Below are 18,550 nucleotides of genomic sequence, written 5' to 3'. Positions count from 1 at the left end.
CATGGAGCTGAAGCAGGACTTCTACTACTCCGAGGACCACGAGTGGATCAACGCCACCCCGGACGAGGCCGCCGGCAAGGCCGTGCGCGTGGGCATTACCCACGTTGCTGCTGACCGCCTCGGCGAGGTTGTCTTCGCGGAGCTTCCGCAGGTGGGCGACAACGTCACCGCCGGCGAGACCTGCGGCGAGATCGAGTCCACCAAGTCCGTCTCCGACCTGTACTCCCCGGTCACCGGCTCGGTCACCGCGGTCAACGAGGACATCGACGGCGCCTACGAGGCCATTAACAACGACCCGTACGGCGAAGGCTGGCTCTTTGAGGTGGAGGTCGAGGAAGTCGGCCCGCTGATGACCGCCGACGAGTACGCCTCCTCCAACGGCATGTAGTTCCCGCCGGGGACTAAGGTTGAGGGGCATGACTGCCCCGCGCGACCCGTTTTTCCCCGCCAACAAATCCATCCGAGCCTCAGCCGCGCCCATTGATGTGCGCGAGCTGGGGTTCGTGGACTATCAGGAGGCATGGGACCTCCAAGCAGACATTGCTTCTCGACGGGCCAAAGGCGAACTGCCCGACACCGTGCTGGTCCTCGAGCACCCCTCCACCTTCACCGCCGGCAAGCGCACGCAGCCGGAGGACATGCCCGACCCCGCCTACCCCGTGCCTGTGGTGCCGGTGGACCGCGGCGGGCGCATCACCTGGCACGGCGAGGGCCAGCTGGTGGTCTACCCGATTATCAAGCTCGCCGAACCGGTGGACGTGGTCGACTACGTGCGCCGCCTAGAGGAGGCGCTCATCCAGGTCGTGCGCGACGCTGGCGTGACCACGGCGGGCCGGGTCGACGGCCGCTCCGGGGTCTGGGTGCCGGAGGAGACGAAGGCGGTGGACCCGGAGGCGTCGACACGCGAACGCAAAATCGCAGCCCTGGGCATCCGCATCACCCGCGGCGTGACCATGCACGGCCTCGCCCTGAACTGCAACAACACCCTCGAGCACTACGAGCACATCGTCGCCTGCGGCATCGACGACGCCGACGTGACCACCCTGTCACTCGAGCTCGGCCGCGACATCACCCCGGCCGATATGGCCGCCCCGATGGTGCGCGAGCTGGAGCGGGCGCTGTCCGGCGAACTGGTCGTCGCGGACCACACATTCGCCACCCGACCGGACCCCTCGAAGGGTTTGACACGGAAGGTACGGTAAATAGCGTGACTGTAGCACCAGAAGGCCGCAAGCTCTTGCGCGTTGAGGCGCGCAACTCCGAAACACCCATTGAGAAGAAGCCGCGGTGGATCCGCAACTCCGTCAAGACCGGTCCCGAGTACGAGGACATGAAGCAAAAGGTCAAGGGCGCGGGCCTGCACACCGTGTGCCAAGAGGCGGGCTGCCCGAACATCCACGAGTGCTGGGAGTCGCGTGAGGCGACCTTCCTCATCGGCGGATCCCGCTGCTCCCGCCGCTGCGACTTCTGCGACATCGCCTCCGGCCGCCCGGATCCCCTGGACCGCGACGAGCCGCGCCGCGTGGCAGAAGAAGTCCAGAGCCTCAACCTGAACTACTCCACCATCACCGGTGTCACCCGCGACGACCTCGACGATGAGGGCGCCTGGCTCTACGCCGAGGTCGTGCGCAAGATCCACGAGCTCAACCCGCACACCGGCGTGGAAAACCTCACCCCGGACTTCTCCGGCAAGCCGGACCTGCTCCAGGAGGTCTTCGAGGCCCGCCCCGAGGTCTTCGCCCACAACGTGGAGACCGTCCCGCGCATCTTCCGCCGCATCCGCCCAGCGTTCCGCTACGAGCGCTCCCTCGACGTGATCCGCCAGGCCCGCGACTTCGGGCTGATCACCAAGTCCAACCTCATCCTCGGCATGGGCGAGACCCGCGAGGAAGTCCTCGAGGCGCTGCACGACCTGGTGGACGCAGGCTGCGACATCATCACGATCACCCAGTACCTTCGCCCCGGCCCGACCTACCACCCGATCGACCGCTGGGTGAAGCCGGAAGAGTTTATCGAGTACCGCGACGCCGCCTACGAGATGGGCTTCGGCGCCGTCATGTCCGGCCCGCTGGTGCGCTCCTCCTACCGTGCCGGCAAGCTCTACGTCGAGGCGATGGCCCACCGCGGCCTCGAGCTGCCGGAGAATCTCGTGCACTTGGCGGAGACGTCGCAAGGCGATACTGCCCAAGAAGCCTCCACCCTGCTGAAGAAGTACGGCGCCTCCGCAGACCACCCGGTGGAGACCCGCTAGGGTCTTTGGCCCGCGTCTTAGCTGTGGCATACAGTTATGGCCATGGCTAAGACGCAGGACAAGGAAGCGGCGAAAGCCGCCAAGAAAGAACAGCGCGCCGCGAAGCGCGCCAAGGGCAAAGCAACCCGCTCGCAGCTCAAGCAGGCGTTCGACATCCAGCGCAAGCGCGACAGGGCGCTCATCCCGATCATGCTCGCCTGCGTGCTCGGCGGCGGGCTGCTGTTCTTCCTTCTCGGCCTGTGGTGGGGCGCGAAGTGGTTCTGGCTGATCATGGGCCTGATCCTGGGCGCTGTGCTGGCGATGTTCATCTTCTCCCGCCGCCTGGAGAAGTCCATGTACGACGAGGTCGGCGACACCCCCGGCGCTGCCGGCTGGACGCTGGAGAACATGCGCAACACGATGGGCATCGTCTGGCAGACCAAAACCGGTGTGCAGGCCAACACCCACATGGACACCGTGCACCGAGTGGTGGGCAACCCGGGCGTCGTGCTCGTCGGCGAGGGCGACCCGAACCGCCTGAAGTCTCTGATGGGCAAGGAGCACAAGCGTGTGGAGCGCCTGCTGGCGGGCGTGCCCGTCTACGAGGTCTACGCTGGCGAAGGCGAAGGCCAGGTGCGCAACCGCGACCTGCAGAAGCACCTGCTCAAGCTGCCGAAGAACTACCAGAAGGACGAGGTGTACAACCTCGCCGCCAAGCTCGACGCGATGGATTCCCGCGGCCGCGGCGCCCAGGCCGCCGGCCTGCCGGGCGGCCCGCTGCCGAAGCAGGCGCAGAACATGGCGGGAATGAACCGCAAGATGCGCCGCATGCAGGAGCGCAAGGGCGGCAAGTGACCGCACACAACCCGCCGATGGACGCCGAGGCGAACACCTGTCTTCGCTTCGGCGTCTTGCTGTTGGCTGCCGGCGCGTCCGGCTACCGCGTGATCCGCGCGGTGAAGCGCTGCGCGCGCTCCGTGGGCTTCGACAACGCCGACGTCATCGTCGGCTTCAACACCATCAGCTGCACGTTCCACCGCGGCGAGCAGTTCCGCACCGCCGTGTCGGACGTGCCGCTGCCGGGTGTCAACGCCTCGCGCATCGAGGCGCTGGAGACCGCCGCGCACTCGCTGCTGCAGAGCTACCGCACCCCCGAGGTCATCAACGCGGTGCTGGACGAGATTGAACGCATCCCCTCTCCACGCTGGGGCTTTCGCATATCGACGCTCGCCGCCGGGCTGGCCTGCGCCGGATTCGCAGTGCTGAACCAGTTCGGGCTCACCACCGCCGCGCTGGTGTGCCTGGCGGCGATGCTGGGCCAGCTCGTGCGCGCGTTTTTACACAAGGCCCACTTCAACCTGATCGGCATCACCATGACCGCGTCGTTTGTTGCCTCCGCGGCGTTCCTGCTGCTGGCGCAGGTGGTGCCGATAGCGGGCGTGGTCTCCCCCGGCTTCGTCGCGGCCGTGCTGTTTCTCATCCCCGGCTTCCCGTTGTTCACCTCGTTTGTGGACCTCGCACGCTTCGACTTCACCGCCGGCATCCCGAGACTGTTCTTCGCGCTCGAGATCATCGTGGTGATCATGCTGACCGTCTCCGTGGTGGCGATGCTCTCCGGCACCCCGAACCTGCCGTCGGCGGCGGTGCCGAGGTCGGCGGAGTTTTTGGTCTCCGGGGCGCTGGCCAGCTTCGTCAGTGTGGGCTGCTTTGCGTTGCTGTTCAATTCGTCGAGACGCATGGCGCTCATCGCCGCAACCCTCGGGATGGTGGCCAACGCCGCGCGCCTCGCATTGCTTGCGGACGGGGTGCGCTCCTACCTCGCCGCGTTCGTCGCCGCGCTGATCATCGGCATCGCCGGCGGGGTGTTGGGCCAGGTGGCGAAGGTGCCGCGCACCACCGTGACCATCCCGGCAGCCGTGGTGATGATCCCCGGCCCCGTCATCTACGCCGCGGTGCACAACTTCGCGGTCGGCGACATCATCAACGCGCTGTCGAAATTCACCGAAGTGTCCTTCGTGGTGCTGTTCATCGCCGGCGGGCTCTCCGTCGGACGCATGCTCACCGACCCGACCTGGGCGTTTTTCCGGTACATCGACTTCGACCACGAACTCGTCGGCGAGGAACGCCCCATCAACAACTAGGTGCGGATCACCGTCGTGGTGGTGGCGCGGTCGTGCATGCCGCGCCCGTCGGCGTCCACAAGCGCCGCCGGCAGCACAAAGCCCGTCAGGATCGTGCGGACCGCCGCGCGCCACAGCCCCACCGGGGCCTCCTTGTCCACGCGGGCCACACCCATGCCCAGCGCCGCCATGCCCGGGGTGCGGGCGAACAGCCAGCCGCAGATGATGCCGAGGACGATCCACAGCAGGTACGTCGCGGTGTAACGGTCCCCCAACGCGGACGTGTTCGCCGTGATCAGCGACGCCGCCACCGCGCACAACGCCCAGTCGATGAGCACCCCGCCCATGCGGCGCAGCACCGACGCCTGGGATCCCTGCCCCTCCTTCGGCAACCCCAAGAACTGCCCCGGGTAGTCAGGCAGAGCGTCCTCCCCTGAGAATTGGTTGGGGATTTCGGGACCGTCGTGCCAGGTTTGTCGTCGAGAAGCAGCCATGCCTCCGAAGCGTAGCGGGACGCGCGCGTAGACTTGAAACCGCTTATGTCCGACACACAACGAGGAGTACCACCCGTGTCCTTCGACAACATCGAAGACGTCAAGAAATTCATCGCCGACGAGGAGGTGGAATTCATCGACGTGCGCTTCACCGACGTGCCCGGCATCGAACACCACTTCTCCATCCCGGCATCGATGTTCGACGAAGACGTGATGGAAGAAGGCCTCGCCTTCGACGGCTCCTCCATCCGCGGCTTCACCACCATCGAAGAATCCGACATGACCCTCATGCCGGACCTCGCCACCGCCAAGCTGGACCAGTTCCGCGGTGCGAAAACCCTGAACGTGAAGTTCTTCGTCAACGACCCGTTCACCCACGAGCCGTTCTCCCGCGACCCGCGCAACGTAGCCAAGAAGGCCGAGGAATACCTGCGCTCCACCGGCATCGCCGACACCTGCTCCATCGGCGCAGAAGCGGAGTTCTACCTGTTCGACTCCATCCGCTACGAGGTGGAAGGCCACTCCGCGTTCTACGAAGTCGACGCCGAGGAAGGCTGGTGGAACCGCGGCAACGAGGTCGAGGCCGACGGCTCGCCGAACCTGGGCTACAAGAACCGCTGGAAGGGCGGCTACTTCCCCGTCGCCCCGCACGACAAGACCGTCGAGGTGCGCGACGCGATGGTGCGCAACCTCGCCGCCGCCGGCTTCGACATCGAGCGCTTCCACCGCGAGGTGGGCAACGGCGGCCAGCAGGAAATCAACTACCGCTTCAACACCCTGCTGCACGCGGCCGACGACCTGCAGGACTTCAAGTACATCATCAAAAACACCGCGACGCTGTACGACAAGACCGTGACGTTCATGCCCAAGCCGCTCGCCGGCGACAACGGCTCCGGCATGCACGCCCACCAGTCGCTGTGGAAGGACGGCGAGCCGCTGTTCTACGACGAGTCCGGCTACGGCGGCCTGTCCGACATCGCCCGCTGGTACATCGGCGGCCTGCTCGAGCACGCCGGTGCGGTGCTGGCGTTTACCAACCCGACGCTGAACTCCTACCACCGCCTCGTGCCGGGCTTCGAGGCGCCGATCAACCTGGTGTACTCACAGCGCAACCGCTCCGCCGCGATCCGCATCCCGATCACCGGCGCGAACCCGAAGGCCAAGCGCATCGAGTTCCGTGCGCCGGACCCGTCGGGCAACCCCTACCTCGGTTTCGCGGCGATGCTCATGGCGGGCATCGACGGCATCAAGAACCGCATCGAGCCGCACGCCCCGGTGGACAAGGACCTCTACGAGCTGCCGCCGGAGGAAGCCAAGGACATCCCGCAGGCGCCGACCTCACTCGAGGCCGCGCTCAATGCGCTGGAGGAGGACCACGACTTCCTCACCGAGGGCGATGTGTTCACCGAGGACCTCATCGAGACCTACATCAAGCTCAAGTACGACAACGAGATCACCCCGGTGCGCCTGCGTCCCACCCCGCAGGAGTTCGAGATGTACTTCGACTGCTAGGTTTGCATAGCCTGACCTGCAGTAAGGCAGGCCGAACTTCCTTGCGGGGGTGATTCGGCCGGGCGATGATTAGGTCATGACTGATCTGATGAACCGCCCCCACCCCGACTGCCCGGCGGATTGTCCGGGCACGGCGGAAGGTGGCGTCGATAGGCATGAGCCCGGCACCGGCGAGCGGCTGAACCGCCTGCGCGCCGCGGTGCTCGGGGCGAACGACGGCATCGTCTCCACCGCCGCCGTGGTTGTCGGCGTGGCGGGCGCGACGTCCGATGCGACCACGATCGCGATGTCGGGCCTGGCCGCGGTGATCGGCGGCGCGGTGTCGATGGCGCTGGGCGAATACGTCTCAGTGTCCTCGCAGCGCGACTCCGAGCGCGCCATGGGCATGTCCGAGGAGATGCAGGTCAACCCGTGGTCCGCGGGCATCGCGTCGTTCCTGTCGTTCCTGCTCGGCGCCGCATTGCCCTTTGCGACGGCGCTGCTCGCCCCCGCATCCTGGCGCATCGCCGCGATCTTCGTGCTGACCCTGGTGGCGCTCGCGTTGACGGGCGCGCTGTCCGCGAAGCTCGGCGAGGCCCCGGTCGCCCGCTCGGTGACCCGCATCGTGGTCGGCGGCACCATCGCGCTGGCGGCGACGTTCGCCATCGGCTCGCTGTTCGGAGCGAACGTGGGCTAGAAACACAACGCGGTCCAACAGTGACCTGCCCAACCAGAACCCGACCGAATCGGCGCAAAACCGCAGGTCGGGTTTTGTGCTGCCGGGGCCGATTTGATGCAACGGGTCCCGCCCGGCGGGCCACGCGAGCACCTTGCACAAAAAGGGATTACCATGCGCTGAGTGACTGACAAGTTCCGCCAACTGCCACCGCCCGGCCCCGCGTGGGGCGGCAGCCTCATGGGCACCTCAATCGTGTCGCGATTGCTCGTGGAAATGGACCATGAGTTCTTCGCCGCCGTCTTCGCCGCGATCGCGTGCTTCATCCTCGTCGTGCTCGTGTACGGGTTCGCGCGCTACCGCCACCCCAGCTTCGAGCGCACCACCATGGCGGAATGGTCGATGTTTTTCATCGGCATCCTCGCACTGGGGGCCGCGCTATCCGGGCTTACCGACGAAGGCGTCTACCGCCTCATCGGCTTCTGGGTCGGAGCCCCCGTCACCGTCATCACCTGGGCTATCCAGCTCAGCCGCTTCGAGGGCGCGCCGAAGTTCACCTGGGGGCTGCCTTTGGTCGGCCCGATGATTTCCGCGTCGGTGGCCGGCTGGCTCGCCCGCGACTACGGGCAGTTCTACCAAGTGCTTGGCACCGTGTTCTTCCTGATGTCCCTGTTCACCGCGGTGCCCACGTTCGCCCGCGTGTACTGGGCCGCGTGGCACGGGAAGGTGGACCTTTCGGGGCCGCTGTCGGCGACGGCATGGGTGCCGCTGGGCGTGATCGGCCAATCCACCACCGCGATGCAGATTTTGTTCCCCGGAAAATTCTCCATCCACTACGGCTACGTCGCGCTCGTCTTGGCTATCCCCCTGGGCATTTGGGCGATGTTCAACTTCTACCCCAACGTCGCGCGCTGGGTGGAGTACTCCCCCGCCTGGTGGGCGTGCACCTTCCCGCCGGGCACGGTGAGCATGGGCGGGCACCAGGTCGCGCTTGTCAACGGCTCGCACTGGCTGGACGTCATCGCGTTGTCGCTGCCGTTCTTGCTCATCGTGCACTGGTCGCTGTGTTCCGCCCGCTTCATCAGCTGGGCGATTGAAGGACGCCGCTAAAAACGGCATGCCGATGTGCCCGCCCTTTTGGGGCGGGTTTCGGTGTGTGGGCGGGTTAGTCGAAGAGCAGCTCCATGGCCCCCGGGGTGGTCATGGGGACGCGTGTGCCGTTGGGGGCGACCCAGTGGATGCGCGCGTTCGGGTTGTCGATGTAGCCGAACGGGCCTTGCCTGTTGTCGGCGTTGACCCCGTTGTGGAAGGGGCAGAGTTCTGCGAGGTTGTCCATGTTGGTCATTCCCCCGTAGCGCCATGCGTTGATGTGGTGCGTTTGTGTGGTTTCGGCGGAGTGTTTGCAGTCGGGAAACGCGCATGACGGGCAGAGCAGCTTCGACATGACCTTTTGTTTGGGGTTGGCGCAGCGCTGACCGTAGTAGAGGTTGACTGGGCCTTCCTGGGGGTGGAACGCGGCGACTTCGAGTATGTCGCCGAATTCGTGCTCCATGTATTCGGCACCGGTCATGGTGGTGCCGTCGGTGCAGATCAGGGTGACTTCGTCTGCGTGGCCGGAGTGGATGCGGGCCCAGTCGGCGATCGGCACCAGGATGATCGGCCGGAAATTCGCCTTCGGCACGCCTTTGCCGTCGCGCAGGATGCCGATAAGCGTGTGGGCCATTTGGGCGGCGGCGGGGTCGTCGGCGTCGATGAGTTGGCGCAGCAGGTGCTCCAGGTCCGCGAGGTCGCGCTCGTTGTAGGTGAGGATCATGGTGCGCATGCCCGCTTTCGAGCGGCTGAACTTACACGAGGGTGGGGCGGGTTTGACGGGTTGTTTGATCAACCGTTTGATGCGCTTGGTCAACGCCCGGTAGGAGCCGCGGTGGCGCACCAAATCCAACCTAATGCGCCAGCGTTCGGCGGCGCCTTCGACGGCGAGGAGCTTTTTCTCGATGTGGACGAGCTGGTCCACAGGCAAGCCTTCCGCGGCGGCGAGTGCGTCGCGTTGTTTGCGGGTGAACTGGGTCGGCCCGTAATACGCGTGGTGCACCCGCGCCAGGTCGCGCACACGGCCAGACGATAGGCCGGCGGCCATGGCTACGTCGCGGTCGAAGTCGGCGAGCACGGCCACGCCTGCGGAAACAAAGTCAGTGAAGTTCATGCACCGAAAGCTAAGCCAGCGCAACCCCCAACACCAGACCCGCGGCGAATTGTGGATAACTTAACCTGAGAAATTCACAACGCGCAGTTCACAGAGCCAAATTTAAATCTACGTCCAACCCGTCGACGCAGCCGCGCGAGGTGAACTGCCACACCTTGGGCGTCGGAAGGCCGACGGGGCGCGGCCAGTCCCCCACGTCCAAAGGCGACGCAGCAACGTCAACCACCGGGTTCGAGCCCCACTGCGCCAACCACAACGCGCCGAACTCGGCCACGTCCGCCATCAGCATGTGCCGCCGCCAGTACCAGGAGTTCGTGTAAACCCCGGCTACTTCGACGCCTGCAGAGGTGAAGGTGTGGTGGGCGGAGCGGACGTCGAGAAGCGAAAGCCCCGCAGGGGACTCCACGTCGAGCCACATGGGCAAGCGGCGGCCCCCGAGAACCTCGAGCGCAGCCGACACCTGCTCCGCGATGGAGGTCCCTTCGGACGGGGCGCGCAGGAAGTGGTACGCGGCGGTCGCGTGTGGGGCGAACGACGAAAACGCGGCGTCCTGGTACGTGCCGTCGGTCGTGCGGGCGATGACGAAGTCGAAGCGGGAGACGTCGAGCCCGGCCTGGTGCTCCGAGACGTCGACGCCGAGCCTCACCGCTTGGTCAGCCCCATGCGCGGCGCGAAGCTGCCCGGGTGGCGGCGCTGCGAGGCGGCGTCGGCGATGGCCAGGCGCCACTTCGGGTCGCGCACCGGCATCTGGGAGATGGGGAACCAGCCGGCTTCGATGTTCTCATCGTCGCCGATCACCGGTTCCGCGGTGGGGTCGAGCGGCTCGCAGCGCAACTGCACCGTCATGTAGCTGGCCTTATCCCCGTTCGCGTGGGTGACCGGGCCGTGCGCGCCGACGCCCAAAATCGCGGCGGCGGTCACGCGCACGCCGGTTTCCTCCAGCACCTCGCGCACAGCCGCGACGTGCGGCTCCTCGCCCGGGTCCGCGATGCCGGTCACAGGCGTCCACTCGCCGTTGTCGGCGCGGCGCACCAGCAGCACTTCGGGGACGGCCCACGGGGAGGAAACGGTGGCGTCGCGAAGCACGACGGCGCACACGGCCGGCACCCACATCAGGTCGGTGCCGATCTTCTTGCGGGTTTCCACGATGAACTCCGGGATAGGCATGGTGGCAAGTGTACAATCCCTGAAGTTATGAGCACTGCCGTTTCCGACACGCAGCCCTGGGTCAGACGCGTCCCCGCTCCGCTGTTCGTCGCGGTGTACGGCGCGCTGGTCATCCTGGTGATTTTCGGTGTGGCGATGGCGGCGAGCCGCACCACGGCGAGCACCCCGGAGGACGCGGAGCTGCCGCAGCCGGAGCGCCCGTTCAACCCGGCGCCGGCGGATCCGGGCAACGTCGCGGCGAGCATCCGACCGAACCTGATCGACAACGTGCGCGTGGGCGAGACGAACTCGGGAGCGATGATGCGCGGCGACGTCGTGGACGGCGCCCTGGACGACTCCACCGAGATCGCGGGCCACCTGTCGCGTCTGCTGGAGCAGAATTGTCTGGATACGGTGACGTTGACGTCGAAAAGCGGGATGCGCTTTAACTTCTGGGGCTTTTGCTTCTCGACGCTCCCTCCGGAGACCCTCGCCCAGTACATCGATTTCGGCGTGGCAGAGGGCGCCGATTCGGTGTCGTTTGTGGACTACGCGTCGCACAACCACTTCCGCGTGATCACCCTAAACTGGATGGACGTGGACGACGCCGACGCGCTGTCGAAGCGGTGGCTCGATGTGGAGCGCCCCGACGAGATCGACCGCGTGACGTTCAACGGCTACACCGACGACGAGGTCGTGGTGGTGGACAACGACAGGGAAACCGGCGAGCACCTCAAGCGCTGGCCGCTGCTCGCCAACCCTGTCACCAACGCCGGGGAATAAACTCCGCGTCCGGCACCGCGTGACGGATCACGGCCATGACCTGATTGACGTTGGAGTAGCTCATCAGGTGCGGATCCTCCATGCCCTCGTAGCACTCCTCGCCCGCGCGGCCGGCTTCCGTGCCGGAGACGACGCCGATGACGGTGGCTCGGCCGTTGACGTCGGCGAACACCGGCCCACCCGAGTCGCCGGAGGCGGCGCACACGGCGGCGATGTCGCCGAAGGTCTCGTCCTCCACGCCGGGGTCGAGGTTGACTATCTGCACCCGCTCAGTGTCCTCGAAATCGCCACACGTGTAGCCCGTGGTCGCGCCCGTTTTGCACACCCTATCGACGGGCCCAAGGCCCTCCCCGATCCCAGTCGGTATCGGCGCGCCGACCACGTCCATGAACCGGTCCGGGTCCGTGATCTCGATGATGCCGACGTCCGCGCCCTCCGTCTCCGGGGTGTTCTGCGAATACAGCCCGGAGAAAATGAAGTGGCCGACCTCGGAGGCGTAGTCGAAGGCGGTGGAGGCGTTGGTGGGCCACACCAGGTCGCCTTCGCGGCCGCAGTGGCCGGCGGTCACCGCATACGCCCGGCCGTCCTTGCCGGTAAACGAAAACGCCGCGGTGCACGACTGCGCCGTGAAATGCTCCCCGGGCGCCGGGCGGTGGTCCGTGGTCTGGATCTTCGTCCCCGGTGCCCAGGGGGCGAACGCGGGCACGAGCACGTTGTTTTCGTTCTCCGGCGCGGGAGCGTCGTCGTCAGGCGTTTGCACCTCGGACAGCGCCTCGCGCTCCTCCACCGTGCCGGTGGGGACCTTCGACGCGTTCAGGCCCAGCCACACCACGATGCCCACGATCATCGCCGTCGCGACGATGACGGTGATCCACCCGCCCGTCTGCAGCCCGCTGCGACGCGCCCGAGCCGTGGAGCCGGGGCCCGGCATGTCGGGGAACTTCAGCGGGTGCTGCGGGTACTGCTGCCGCTGCGGCGCTGGCTCTCCGGGCATGTCCGGGAAGCGCCACTGCGGGCCCTGCTCGGGCTGGTAGCGCTTGGCTGAACCGCCCTGGCTACTCGGAGGCGTCAACCGCCGAGCCCTCGTCGCCGGACTCGCCGTCCTTCTCCTTCTCTTCGGCCATGATCTTCATGTCCCGGATGAACTTCTCCGGGTCGAAGTCGGTGTAGTGCTCCGGGCCTGCGAACTGCTCCTGTGCCATGCGCGCCCACTCCTTCCTTGGTGTGCCCTAGACGTTAGTGCCCTCGATGGCCTCGGCGATAAACGCCTTGACGGCCTCAGCGTCGTTGGGCAGGTCGGTCACGTGGCGCTCCGCGTCCATGATGCCGGCGAAGCGCTCCGGCACCTCCGGCGCCTTGCCGATCGCCTCGGCGATCGTGTCGGCGAACTTCACCGGCAGCGCAGTTTCCAGCACCACGATCGGGGTGTCCACTTCGTCCGCAAGCTGCTTGGCGACGAACACGCCGTCGGCGGTGTGCGGGTCCACCAGCACGCCGAACTCGTCGTGCACGCGCTTGATGGTGGCCACCCGGTCGGCGTGGGTGGAAGTGCCGGAGGCGAAGCCGAACTCGCCGCGGATGCGCTCCATCGCCTCTTCCCCGCCCAGATCGGTGGCAGCGAAGCCGCCGTCTTTCACCCTGTTGGCGAACAGCTCGCGGGTGAGGTCGGAGTCGCGCAACGTGGCGTCGAAAAGCATCCGCTCAAAGTTGGACGCCTTCGAAATGTCCATCGACGGCGAGGACGTCGCGTAGGTCTCCGCGGCGGAGCGGGGGCGGTACTCGCCGCGCGCGAAGAAGTCGTGGAGCACGTCGTTTTCGTTGGTGGCCACGATGAGGCGGTCGATGGGCAGGCCCATCTGCTTCGCGATGTGGCCCGCGCACACGTTGCCGAAGTTGCCGGTGGGCACGCAGAACGAGACGCGCTCGTCGTTGGTCTCGGTGACCTTCAGGTAGGTCGCGATGTAGTACACCACCTGCGCGAGCAGGCGCGCGAAGTTGATGGAGTTCACCGCGCCTATGGAGTACTTCGACTTAAACCCCGCGTCCGCGCTGACGGCCTTGACCACGTCTTGGCAGTCGTCGAACACGCCGTCCAGGGCGATGTTGAAGATGTTCGGGTCGTCCAGCCCAAACATCTGCGCCTGCTGGAACGGCGTCATGCGCCCGGCCGGGGTGAGCATGAACACGCGGATGCCGTCGCGCCCGCGCATCGCGTACTCGGCCGACGAGCCAGTGTCGCCCGAGGTCGCGCCCAGGATGTTGATCTCCTCACCGCGGCGGGCCAGCTCGTACTCGAACAGCTCGCCGAGCAGCTGCATCGCCATGTCCTTGAACGCGGCGGTCGGACCCTCGGACAGGTGGCCGATGTGCAGCGTGTCGTTCAGGCGGGTCACCGGCACGATCTCCTCGTCGGCGAAGACGGGGGTGCGGTACGCTCGGCGCGCGATGGTCTCGAGGTCCGCCTCGGGGATGTCGTCAACGTAAAGCTTCAGCACTTCGGCGGCGAGGGCTGCGTAGCCGTCGTGAAGCAAAAGCTCGCGCCACTCGCTCAGCAGTTCCGGCGTGATGGACGGGTACACCGCCGGCATGAACAGGCCGCCGTCGGGGCTTAGGCCTGTGAGCAGGATGTCTGTGAAGGAGCGCGGCTGCGCCGATGCGTCGCGAGTTGAGATGTAGTCCACCCCGCGCAGTCTACGTCATGGGTGTCTACCGGCGGGGCGGTTCCTGTCGACCGGTCAAAATATCCACCACCGAGCGAATCGCGGCGTCGCCAAGCGGCGGCACGGTGCGCTCCTTCTCGGGCGCATGCTCGCGCGCGGGCGTACGGGTGGCCGGCTCGACGGTGATGCTCAGCGTCTCACCGTCGAGCTCCAGCCCGGTCTTGGGGTCGACGCCGGCCACGCGCGCGGCGTCCACCAGCGCGACAAGGTCTGCGAAGGTGGCGTTGTTCAGGTCGATGGTCATGTTCACTGCCATGGGCTCGAGCATATTGCCTATCGACGCCACTCCGCCTCCCCGCCCTAATCGAACTCGTGCGACGGCACCTCGCCCCAGAACACCTCCTCGACCACCTTGTGGGCGTGGCGGGTGATGCGCAGGTAGTCCTCTAGGAACTCCTGCTGGTCGTCGGGGTCGTAGCCGGCAGAGCCCGCGACCTGAGCGAGCTGCGGGCCCGGCGCGGGAAGTTGGTCGGTGCGCTTGCCGGTGACCAGCACGATGGCGTTGCGGGCGCGGGTGGCGGTGAGCCACGCGGTGCGCAGTATCTCGGCGTGCGAGCCACGGATGACGGACGGGTCGTCGAGCTCGACGAGGAAGTCCAGCGCGTCGAGGGTGGACGGGGTGCGCAGCTCCTCGTGGGTGTGGGCGTGCTGCATGGTCAATAGCTGCACGGTCCACTCGACGTCGGCGAGCGCGCCGCGGCCGAGCTTGGTGTGTGTGGCGCGGTCGGCGCCGCGCGGCAGGCGCTCGTTGTCCACGCGGGCTTTGATGCGGCGGATTTCCCGGATGTCGGCGGGTTTTGCGCCGCCGGCCGGGTAGCGGAAGGCGTCGATGGCCTCCAGGAACGCATCTCCCACTCCGCGGTCGCCGGCGACGACGGCCGCGCGCAGCAGCGCCTGGCGTTCCCAGACTTCACCCCACTCGCGGTAGTAGCGCTCGTAGCTGGCGATGGTGCGCACCACCGGGCCGGAGCGGCCCTCGGGGCGCAGTCCCAGATCCACCTCGAGCGGCGGGTCGCCGGAGGGCTTGGACAGCCGCGCGCGCATCTGGTCGACGATCTTCGCCGCCCAGGCGATGGCGTCCGCTTCATCGGCGGCATCGCTCGGTTCGGCGACGATCATCACGTCGGCGTCCGAGCCGTAGCCGAGTTCGGCGCCGCCGAGGCGGCCCATGCCGATGACGGCGATGCGGGCGGGAGGCTCGTCGTAAGGCGAGGATGCGAGATCGGCGTGCACCTCGGCGCGCAGCGCGGCCTCGAGCACGGCCTCCCACACGTAGGTCAGCTCGAGGCAGACCTGGCGCGGCTCCATCAGGCCGAGCAGGTCGGCGGACGCGATGCGGGCGAGCTCCGCGCGGCGCAGGGAGCGCGCCACGGCGACGGCCTTGTCGGGGTCAGCCTGGTGGCGCTTGGCGGAGGCGAGGATGGCTTTGTGGACTTGGTCGGGGGCGGCGTCGAGGAGCCTCGGCCCGTTGGAGCCGTCGCCGAGGAGTTTGACCACATCGGGCGCGGAGATGATGAGGTCGGAGGCGTACGGCGAGGTGCCCAGGATATGCATGAGGCGTTGCGACGCCACGCCCTCGTCGCGCAGCATGCGGAGAAACCAGCTGCGGTCCACGGCGGCGTCCGAAAGCTTGCGGTAGTTCAAAAGCCCCTGGCCGGGGTCGGCGGTGTCGGCGAGCCAGTGCATCAGCGACGGCAGCAGGATCGCCTGCAGCTTGGCCTTGCGCGAGGTGCCCTTGACCAGCGCGGAGAGGTGGTCGAAGGCGCGCGCCGGGTGGCGGTAGCCGAGCGCGGCGAGCTGGGCTTTCACCGCGTCGGCGGAGAGGGTGGCCTCGCCGACGGACATGTCGGCCACCGCGCCGAGCAGCGGGCGGTAGAACAGCCGCTCGTGCAGGTCGGAGACGTCGCGGCGCACGCGTTTGAGCTCGCGGTACATCGCGTCCGGGGCGGTGCCGCGGTGGTTGGCGGTGAACCCGGCGGCGCGGGCGAGCCAGCGGTTGCGCTTTTCGTCGTCCGGCTCGGGCAGCTGGTGGGTGCGTTTGAAGCGCTGCAGCTGCAGCCGGTGTTCCAACAGGCGCAAAAACTCGTAGGCCTCGGTGAGCACGCGCGCGTCGTCGCGGCCGACGTATCCGGCCTTAGCCAGGGCAGTGAGTGCCTCCAAGGTGTTGCGGGCGCGCAGGGTGTCGTCGATGCGCCCGTGCACGAGTTGCAGAAGCTGCACGGCGAACTCGACGTCGCGAAGCCCGCCGGGCCCGAGTTTCAGCTCGCGGCGTCGCACCTCGGCCGGGACGTTTTCCAACACGCGCCGGCGCATTGCCTGGACGTCCTCGACGAAGGAGTCGCGCTGGGAGGCCTCCCACACCAGCGGCGCGATCGCCTCGGAGTACGCCCGCCCCAACTCCATGGTCCCGGTCTGCGGCCGCGCCTTCAGAAGCGCCTGGAACTCCCAGGTCTCGGCCCATTTCCGGTAGTACGCCTGGTGCGATTCCAGCGTGCGCACCAGCGCGCCGGAGGCGCCTTCCGGCCGCAGGTTCGCGTCCACGTCGAAAAAGCACGCGGAGCCGATGCGCATCATCTCCGCGGCCACGCGCGTGATCTTCGGCGAGGCGGGCTCGGCCACGAACACCACGTCGACGTCGGAGATGTAGTTCAGCTCGCCGGCGCCGCACTTGCCCATGGCGATCACGGCTAGCTGCGCGTCCGGTTCCTCGTCGCCGTAGACGTCGCGCACCGCCACCGCGAGCGCGGCCGTGAGCGCGGCGTCCGCGAGCCACGTCAGCCGCTCCGTCGTGTAGCTGTAGCTCATGGATTCGCCCTCGCCGTAGCCCTTGACCGCGGCGAACGTGCCGGCGAGGTCGGCGGCGGCGATGCGCATCACCAGGTCGCGGTGGGTGGCGCGGAGCTTTTGCTTAGCCGCGCTTACTTCGCCCTCCCCCGCCTTATACAACCCCGGCCCGTCAGCGTCGACCCCCACTGCGACGAGCATGGTGCGGTAGAGCTCGGCCTCATCGGGCAGGTCCTCGAGCAGCAGCCGCCACTGCTGCGGGTGCGCGATCAGGTGGTCCGACAGCGCGGTGGAGCCGCCCAGCAGGGCGAACAACCGGGTGCGGAAGACGGGAAAGTCGCGTAGCGCTTCGAGCAGCTGCGCCCAGCCGCTTCCCAGCGCGTCGAAGAGCCGGTGGGCGTTGTTGAGCGCCAGGTCCGGGTCGCTTGCGCCGGCGAGGGTGTAGAGCGAAGCTTCGTCGTGAAGCGAAAGTTCCTCGATGTCTTCGGCGGCGCGCGGGCTGGTCAGTCCGAGCTTGGCGGGTGAAATCACAGGTCGATCCCCGTATCAATCTCCCAGGGGGTGATTTGGGCGGTGTAGTCGTGCCACTCGGCCCACTTGGCGCGCAGGAAGAACTCGAAGACCTGCTCGCCCAGCACCTCGGCCATGAACTCGGAGCGCTCCATCTGACGCAGCGCCTGGTCCAGCGAGTTGGGCAGGTCGCGGTAGCCCATCGCGCGGCGCTCGCGGCGGGTCAGGGCAAACACGTCGTCGCGGGCGGGCTCGTCCAGCTCGTAGCCCTCCTCGATGCCCTTCAGGCCTGCGGCGAGGATCGCGGAAAAGGCCAGGTAGGGGTTGCACGCGGAATCCAGCGAGCGTACCTCCGCCCGGCGCGAATCCGCCTTGTGCAGGCGGTAGGTGGGCACGCGCACCATGGCGGAGCGGTTGGAAATACCCCAGGTGGCGGCGGTGGGCGCCTCGGAACCGAACTGCAGGCGCTTGTAGGAATTGACCCACTGGTTGGTCACCGCGGAGATCTCGCCCGCGTGCTCGATGATGCCGGCAATGAACTGGCGGCCGGTTTTGGACAGGCTGATTTCGTCGTCCGGGTCGTGGAAGGCGTTGGTGTCACCCTCGAACAGGGAGAAGTGGGTGTGCATCGCCGAGCCCTCGAGGTCTTTGAACGGCTTGGGCATGAACGTGGCGTGCACGCCGTTCATCTCCGCGACAGTTTTCACGATGTAGCGGAACGTGACGATGTTGTCGGCCATGGTCAGTGCGTCGGTGTGGCGCAGGTCGATCTCCTGCTGGCCAGGCGAGCCCTCGTGATGGGAGAACTCGGTGACAATGCCCATGTACTCCAAGGCGGAGACGGCCATGCGGCGCAGCTTCGGCGCCTCGTTGCGCTTGGCCTGGTCGAAGTAGCCGCCCTTGTCCGCAGGTGTGGGCGGCTGGTCGCCTTGGCCGGGTTTGACCACGTAGAACTCGATTTCGGGGCTGGCCACGAACTCGAAGCCCATGTCGCGGGCGTTGGTGATCTGGCGGCGCAAAACCTGGCGCGGGTCGGCGTAGAGCGGGTCGCCGTCGGGCATGGTGATGTCGCAGAACATCCGCGCGGTTTGCAGGCCCGCCTCCTCGTCGAAGGGCAGCGGCTGGTACGTCGACGGGTCGGGCCGCAGCAGGGTGTCCGACTCGGAGACGCGGCTAAACCCCTCGATGGAGGAGCCGTCGAAGCCCACTCCCTCCTCGAAGGCGCTTTCCAGCTCCGCGGGCGACATCATCACGGTCTTCAAGGAGCCGAAGATGTCGGTGAACCAGAGGCGGATAAAGGCGATGTCCTGCTGCTCCACCATTCGCAGCACGTTGTCGGTTTGGGCGCTCATGCTGCTCAACTGTAGCGACCTTTGGGCGTCGAAAAGCAGGC

19 protein-coding genes are annotated in these 18,550 nt (G+C 67.1%); 9 read left to right on the top strand and 10 right to left on the bottom strand.

Annotated elements, in window-relative coordinates:
- Position 1 precedes the first annotated feature (1 nt).
- From gcvH to O5O53_RS06520, 5 genes are read left to right on the top strand one after another with little or no spacing between them, the layout of a single operon-like run.
- Positions 2-388, top strand: a complete 387-nt coding sequence (gene gcvH, locus O5O53_RS06540) for a glycine cleavage system protein GcvH (RefSeq protein ID WP_269510178.1) — start codon at positions 2-4, stop codon at positions 386-388.
- Between the two features lie 28 nt (positions 389-416).
- Positions 417-1,202, top strand: coding sequence for a lipoyl(octanoyl) transferase LipB (lipB, locus tag O5O53_RS06535; RefSeq protein ID WP_269510174.1), 786 nt, complete (start codon positions 417-419; stop codon positions 1,200-1,202).
- Positions 1,203-1,207: 5 nt separating this feature from the next.
- Positions 1,208-2,251: a lipoyl synthase gene (gene lipA, locus O5O53_RS06530; protein WP_269510171.1), complete on the top strand. Its 1,044-nt coding sequence runs from the start codon at positions 1,208-1,210 to the stop codon at positions 2,249-2,251.
- A gap of 42 nt (positions 2,252-2,293) precedes the next feature.
- Positions 2,294-3,085 carry a DUF4191 domain-containing protein gene (locus O5O53_RS06525; RefSeq protein WP_437177847.1) on the top strand — a complete coding sequence of 264 codons (792 nt, stop codon included), beginning with the start codon at positions 2,294-2,296 and terminating at the stop codon, positions 3,083-3,085.
- Positions 3,082-4,371, top strand: coding sequence for a threonine/serine exporter family protein (locus tag O5O53_RS06520; protein WP_269510164.1), 1,290 nt, complete (start codon positions 3,082-3,084; stop codon positions 4,369-4,371). The genes O5O53_RS06525 and O5O53_RS06520 overlap by 4 nt, the downstream gene beginning before the upstream one ends.
- Here O5O53_RS06520 and O5O53_RS06515 read toward each other — a convergent pair.
- Positions 4,368-4,844, bottom strand: coding sequence for an RDD family protein (locus O5O53_RS06515; RefSeq protein WP_269510161.1), 477 nt, complete (start codon positions 4,842-4,844; stop codon positions 4,368-4,370). The genes O5O53_RS06520 and O5O53_RS06515 overlap by 4 nt on opposite strands.
- Positions 4,845-4,889: 45 nt before the next feature.
- Here O5O53_RS06515 and glnA (O5O53_RS06510) point away from each other — a divergent pair, with 45 nt between their 5' ends.
- The 3 genes from glnA (O5O53_RS06510) to O5O53_RS06500 all read left to right on the top strand — a co-directional run bounded on the left by glnA (O5O53_RS06510) (position 4,890) and on the right by O5O53_RS06500 (position 8,121).
- Positions 4,890-6,356: a type I glutamate--ammonia ligase gene (gene glnA / locus O5O53_RS06510; RefSeq protein ID WP_302471000.1), complete on the top strand. Its 1,467-nt coding sequence runs from the start codon at positions 4,890-4,892 to the stop codon at positions 6,354-6,356.
- Positions 6,357-6,432: 76 nt separating this feature from the next.
- Positions 6,433-7,032: a VIT1/CCC1 transporter family protein gene (locus O5O53_RS06505; RefSeq protein WP_269510155.1), complete on the top strand. Its 600-nt coding sequence runs from the start codon at positions 6,433-6,435 to the stop codon at positions 7,030-7,032.
- 162 nt (positions 7,033-7,194) lie between these two features.
- Positions 7,195-8,121 (top strand): TDT family transporter, encoded by a 927-nt coding sequence (locus tag O5O53_RS06500; protein WP_269510152.1) that lies wholly within the window; start codon positions 7,195-7,197, stop codon positions 8,119-8,121.
- Positions 8,122-8,176: 55 nt separating this feature from the next.
- Here O5O53_RS06500 and O5O53_RS06495 read toward each other — a convergent pair whose 3' ends face one another.
- The 3 genes from O5O53_RS06495 to O5O53_RS06485 form a co-directional block, all read right to left on the bottom strand.
- Positions 8,177-9,214 (bottom strand): HNH endonuclease signature motif containing protein, encoded by a 1,038-nt coding sequence (locus tag O5O53_RS06495; RefSeq protein ID WP_269510149.1) that lies wholly within the window; start codon positions 9,212-9,214, stop codon positions 8,177-8,179.
- Between the two features lie 88 nt (positions 9,215-9,302).
- Complete coding sequence (locus tag O5O53_RS06490; protein WP_269510146.1) at positions 9,303-9,860, bottom strand: GH25 family lysozyme; 558 nt, start codon at positions 9,858-9,860, stop codon at positions 9,303-9,305.
- Positions 9,857-10,381, bottom strand: coding sequence for an NUDIX hydrolase (locus tag O5O53_RS06485; protein ID WP_269510143.1), 525 nt, complete (start codon positions 10,379-10,381; stop codon positions 9,857-9,859). Before O5O53_RS06485 ends, O5O53_RS06490 begins: the two co-directional genes overlap by 4 nt.
- Before the next feature lie 27 nt (positions 10,382-10,408).
- On the opposite strand from O5O53_RS06485, the gene O5O53_RS06480 reads away from it, so the two are divergent.
- On the top strand, positions 10,409-11,143 hold the full coding sequence (locus O5O53_RS06480) for a hypothetical protein (protein WP_269510140.1): 735 nt from the start codon (positions 10,409-10,411) through the stop codon (positions 11,141-11,143).
- On the opposite strand, the gene O5O53_RS06475 is transcribed toward O5O53_RS06480, so the two are convergent.
- Genes O5O53_RS06475 through glnA (O5O53_RS06450) form a run of 6 tightly spaced genes read right to left on the bottom strand, consistent with a single transcriptional unit; the run spans position 11,124 to position 18,509 of the window.
- On the bottom strand, positions 11,124-12,215 hold the full coding sequence (locus O5O53_RS06475) for a S1 family peptidase (protein ID WP_239356999.1): 1,092 nt from the start codon (positions 12,213-12,215) through the stop codon (positions 11,124-11,126). The genes O5O53_RS06480 and O5O53_RS06475 overlap by 20 nt on opposite strands.
- Positions 12,199-12,345, bottom strand: coding sequence for a hypothetical protein (locus tag O5O53_RS06470; RefSeq protein WP_181888786.1), 147 nt, complete (start codon positions 12,343-12,345; stop codon positions 12,199-12,201). Before O5O53_RS06470 ends, O5O53_RS06475 begins: the two co-directional genes overlap by 17 nt.
- Before the next feature lie 27 nt (positions 12,346-12,372).
- Complete coding sequence (gene thrC, locus O5O53_RS06465; protein ID WP_269510137.1) at positions 12,373-13,824, bottom strand: threonine synthase; 1,452 nt, start codon at positions 13,822-13,824, stop codon at positions 12,373-12,375.
- 25 nt (positions 13,825-13,849) lie between these two features.
- Positions 13,850-14,119: a Cgl2226 family protein gene (locus tag O5O53_RS06460; protein WP_269510134.1), complete on the bottom strand. Its 270-nt coding sequence runs from the start codon at positions 14,117-14,119 to the stop codon at positions 13,850-13,852.
- Positions 14,120-14,163: 44 nt separating this feature from the next.
- Complete coding sequence (locus O5O53_RS06455; RefSeq protein WP_269510131.1) at positions 14,164-17,178, bottom strand: bifunctional [glutamine synthetase] adenylyltransferase/[glutamine synthetase]-adenylyl-L-tyrosine phosphorylase; 3,015 nt, start codon at positions 17,176-17,178, stop codon at positions 14,164-14,166.
- Positions 17,175-18,509, bottom strand: coding sequence for a type I glutamate--ammonia ligase (gene glnA, locus O5O53_RS06450; protein WP_194559604.1), 1,335 nt, complete (start codon positions 18,507-18,509; stop codon positions 17,175-17,177). The genes O5O53_RS06455 and glnA (O5O53_RS06450) overlap by 4 nt, the downstream gene beginning before the upstream one ends.
- Between the last annotated feature and the right edge of the window lie 41 nt (positions 18,510-18,550).

The sequence above is a fragment of the Corynebacterium faecium genome (assembly GCF_027257105.1).
Lineage (GTDB): Bacteria > Actinomycetota > Actinomycetes > Mycobacteriales > Mycobacteriaceae > Corynebacterium > Corynebacterium lehmanniae.
This window is presented reverse-complemented; position numbering and strand designations above follow the sequence as displayed.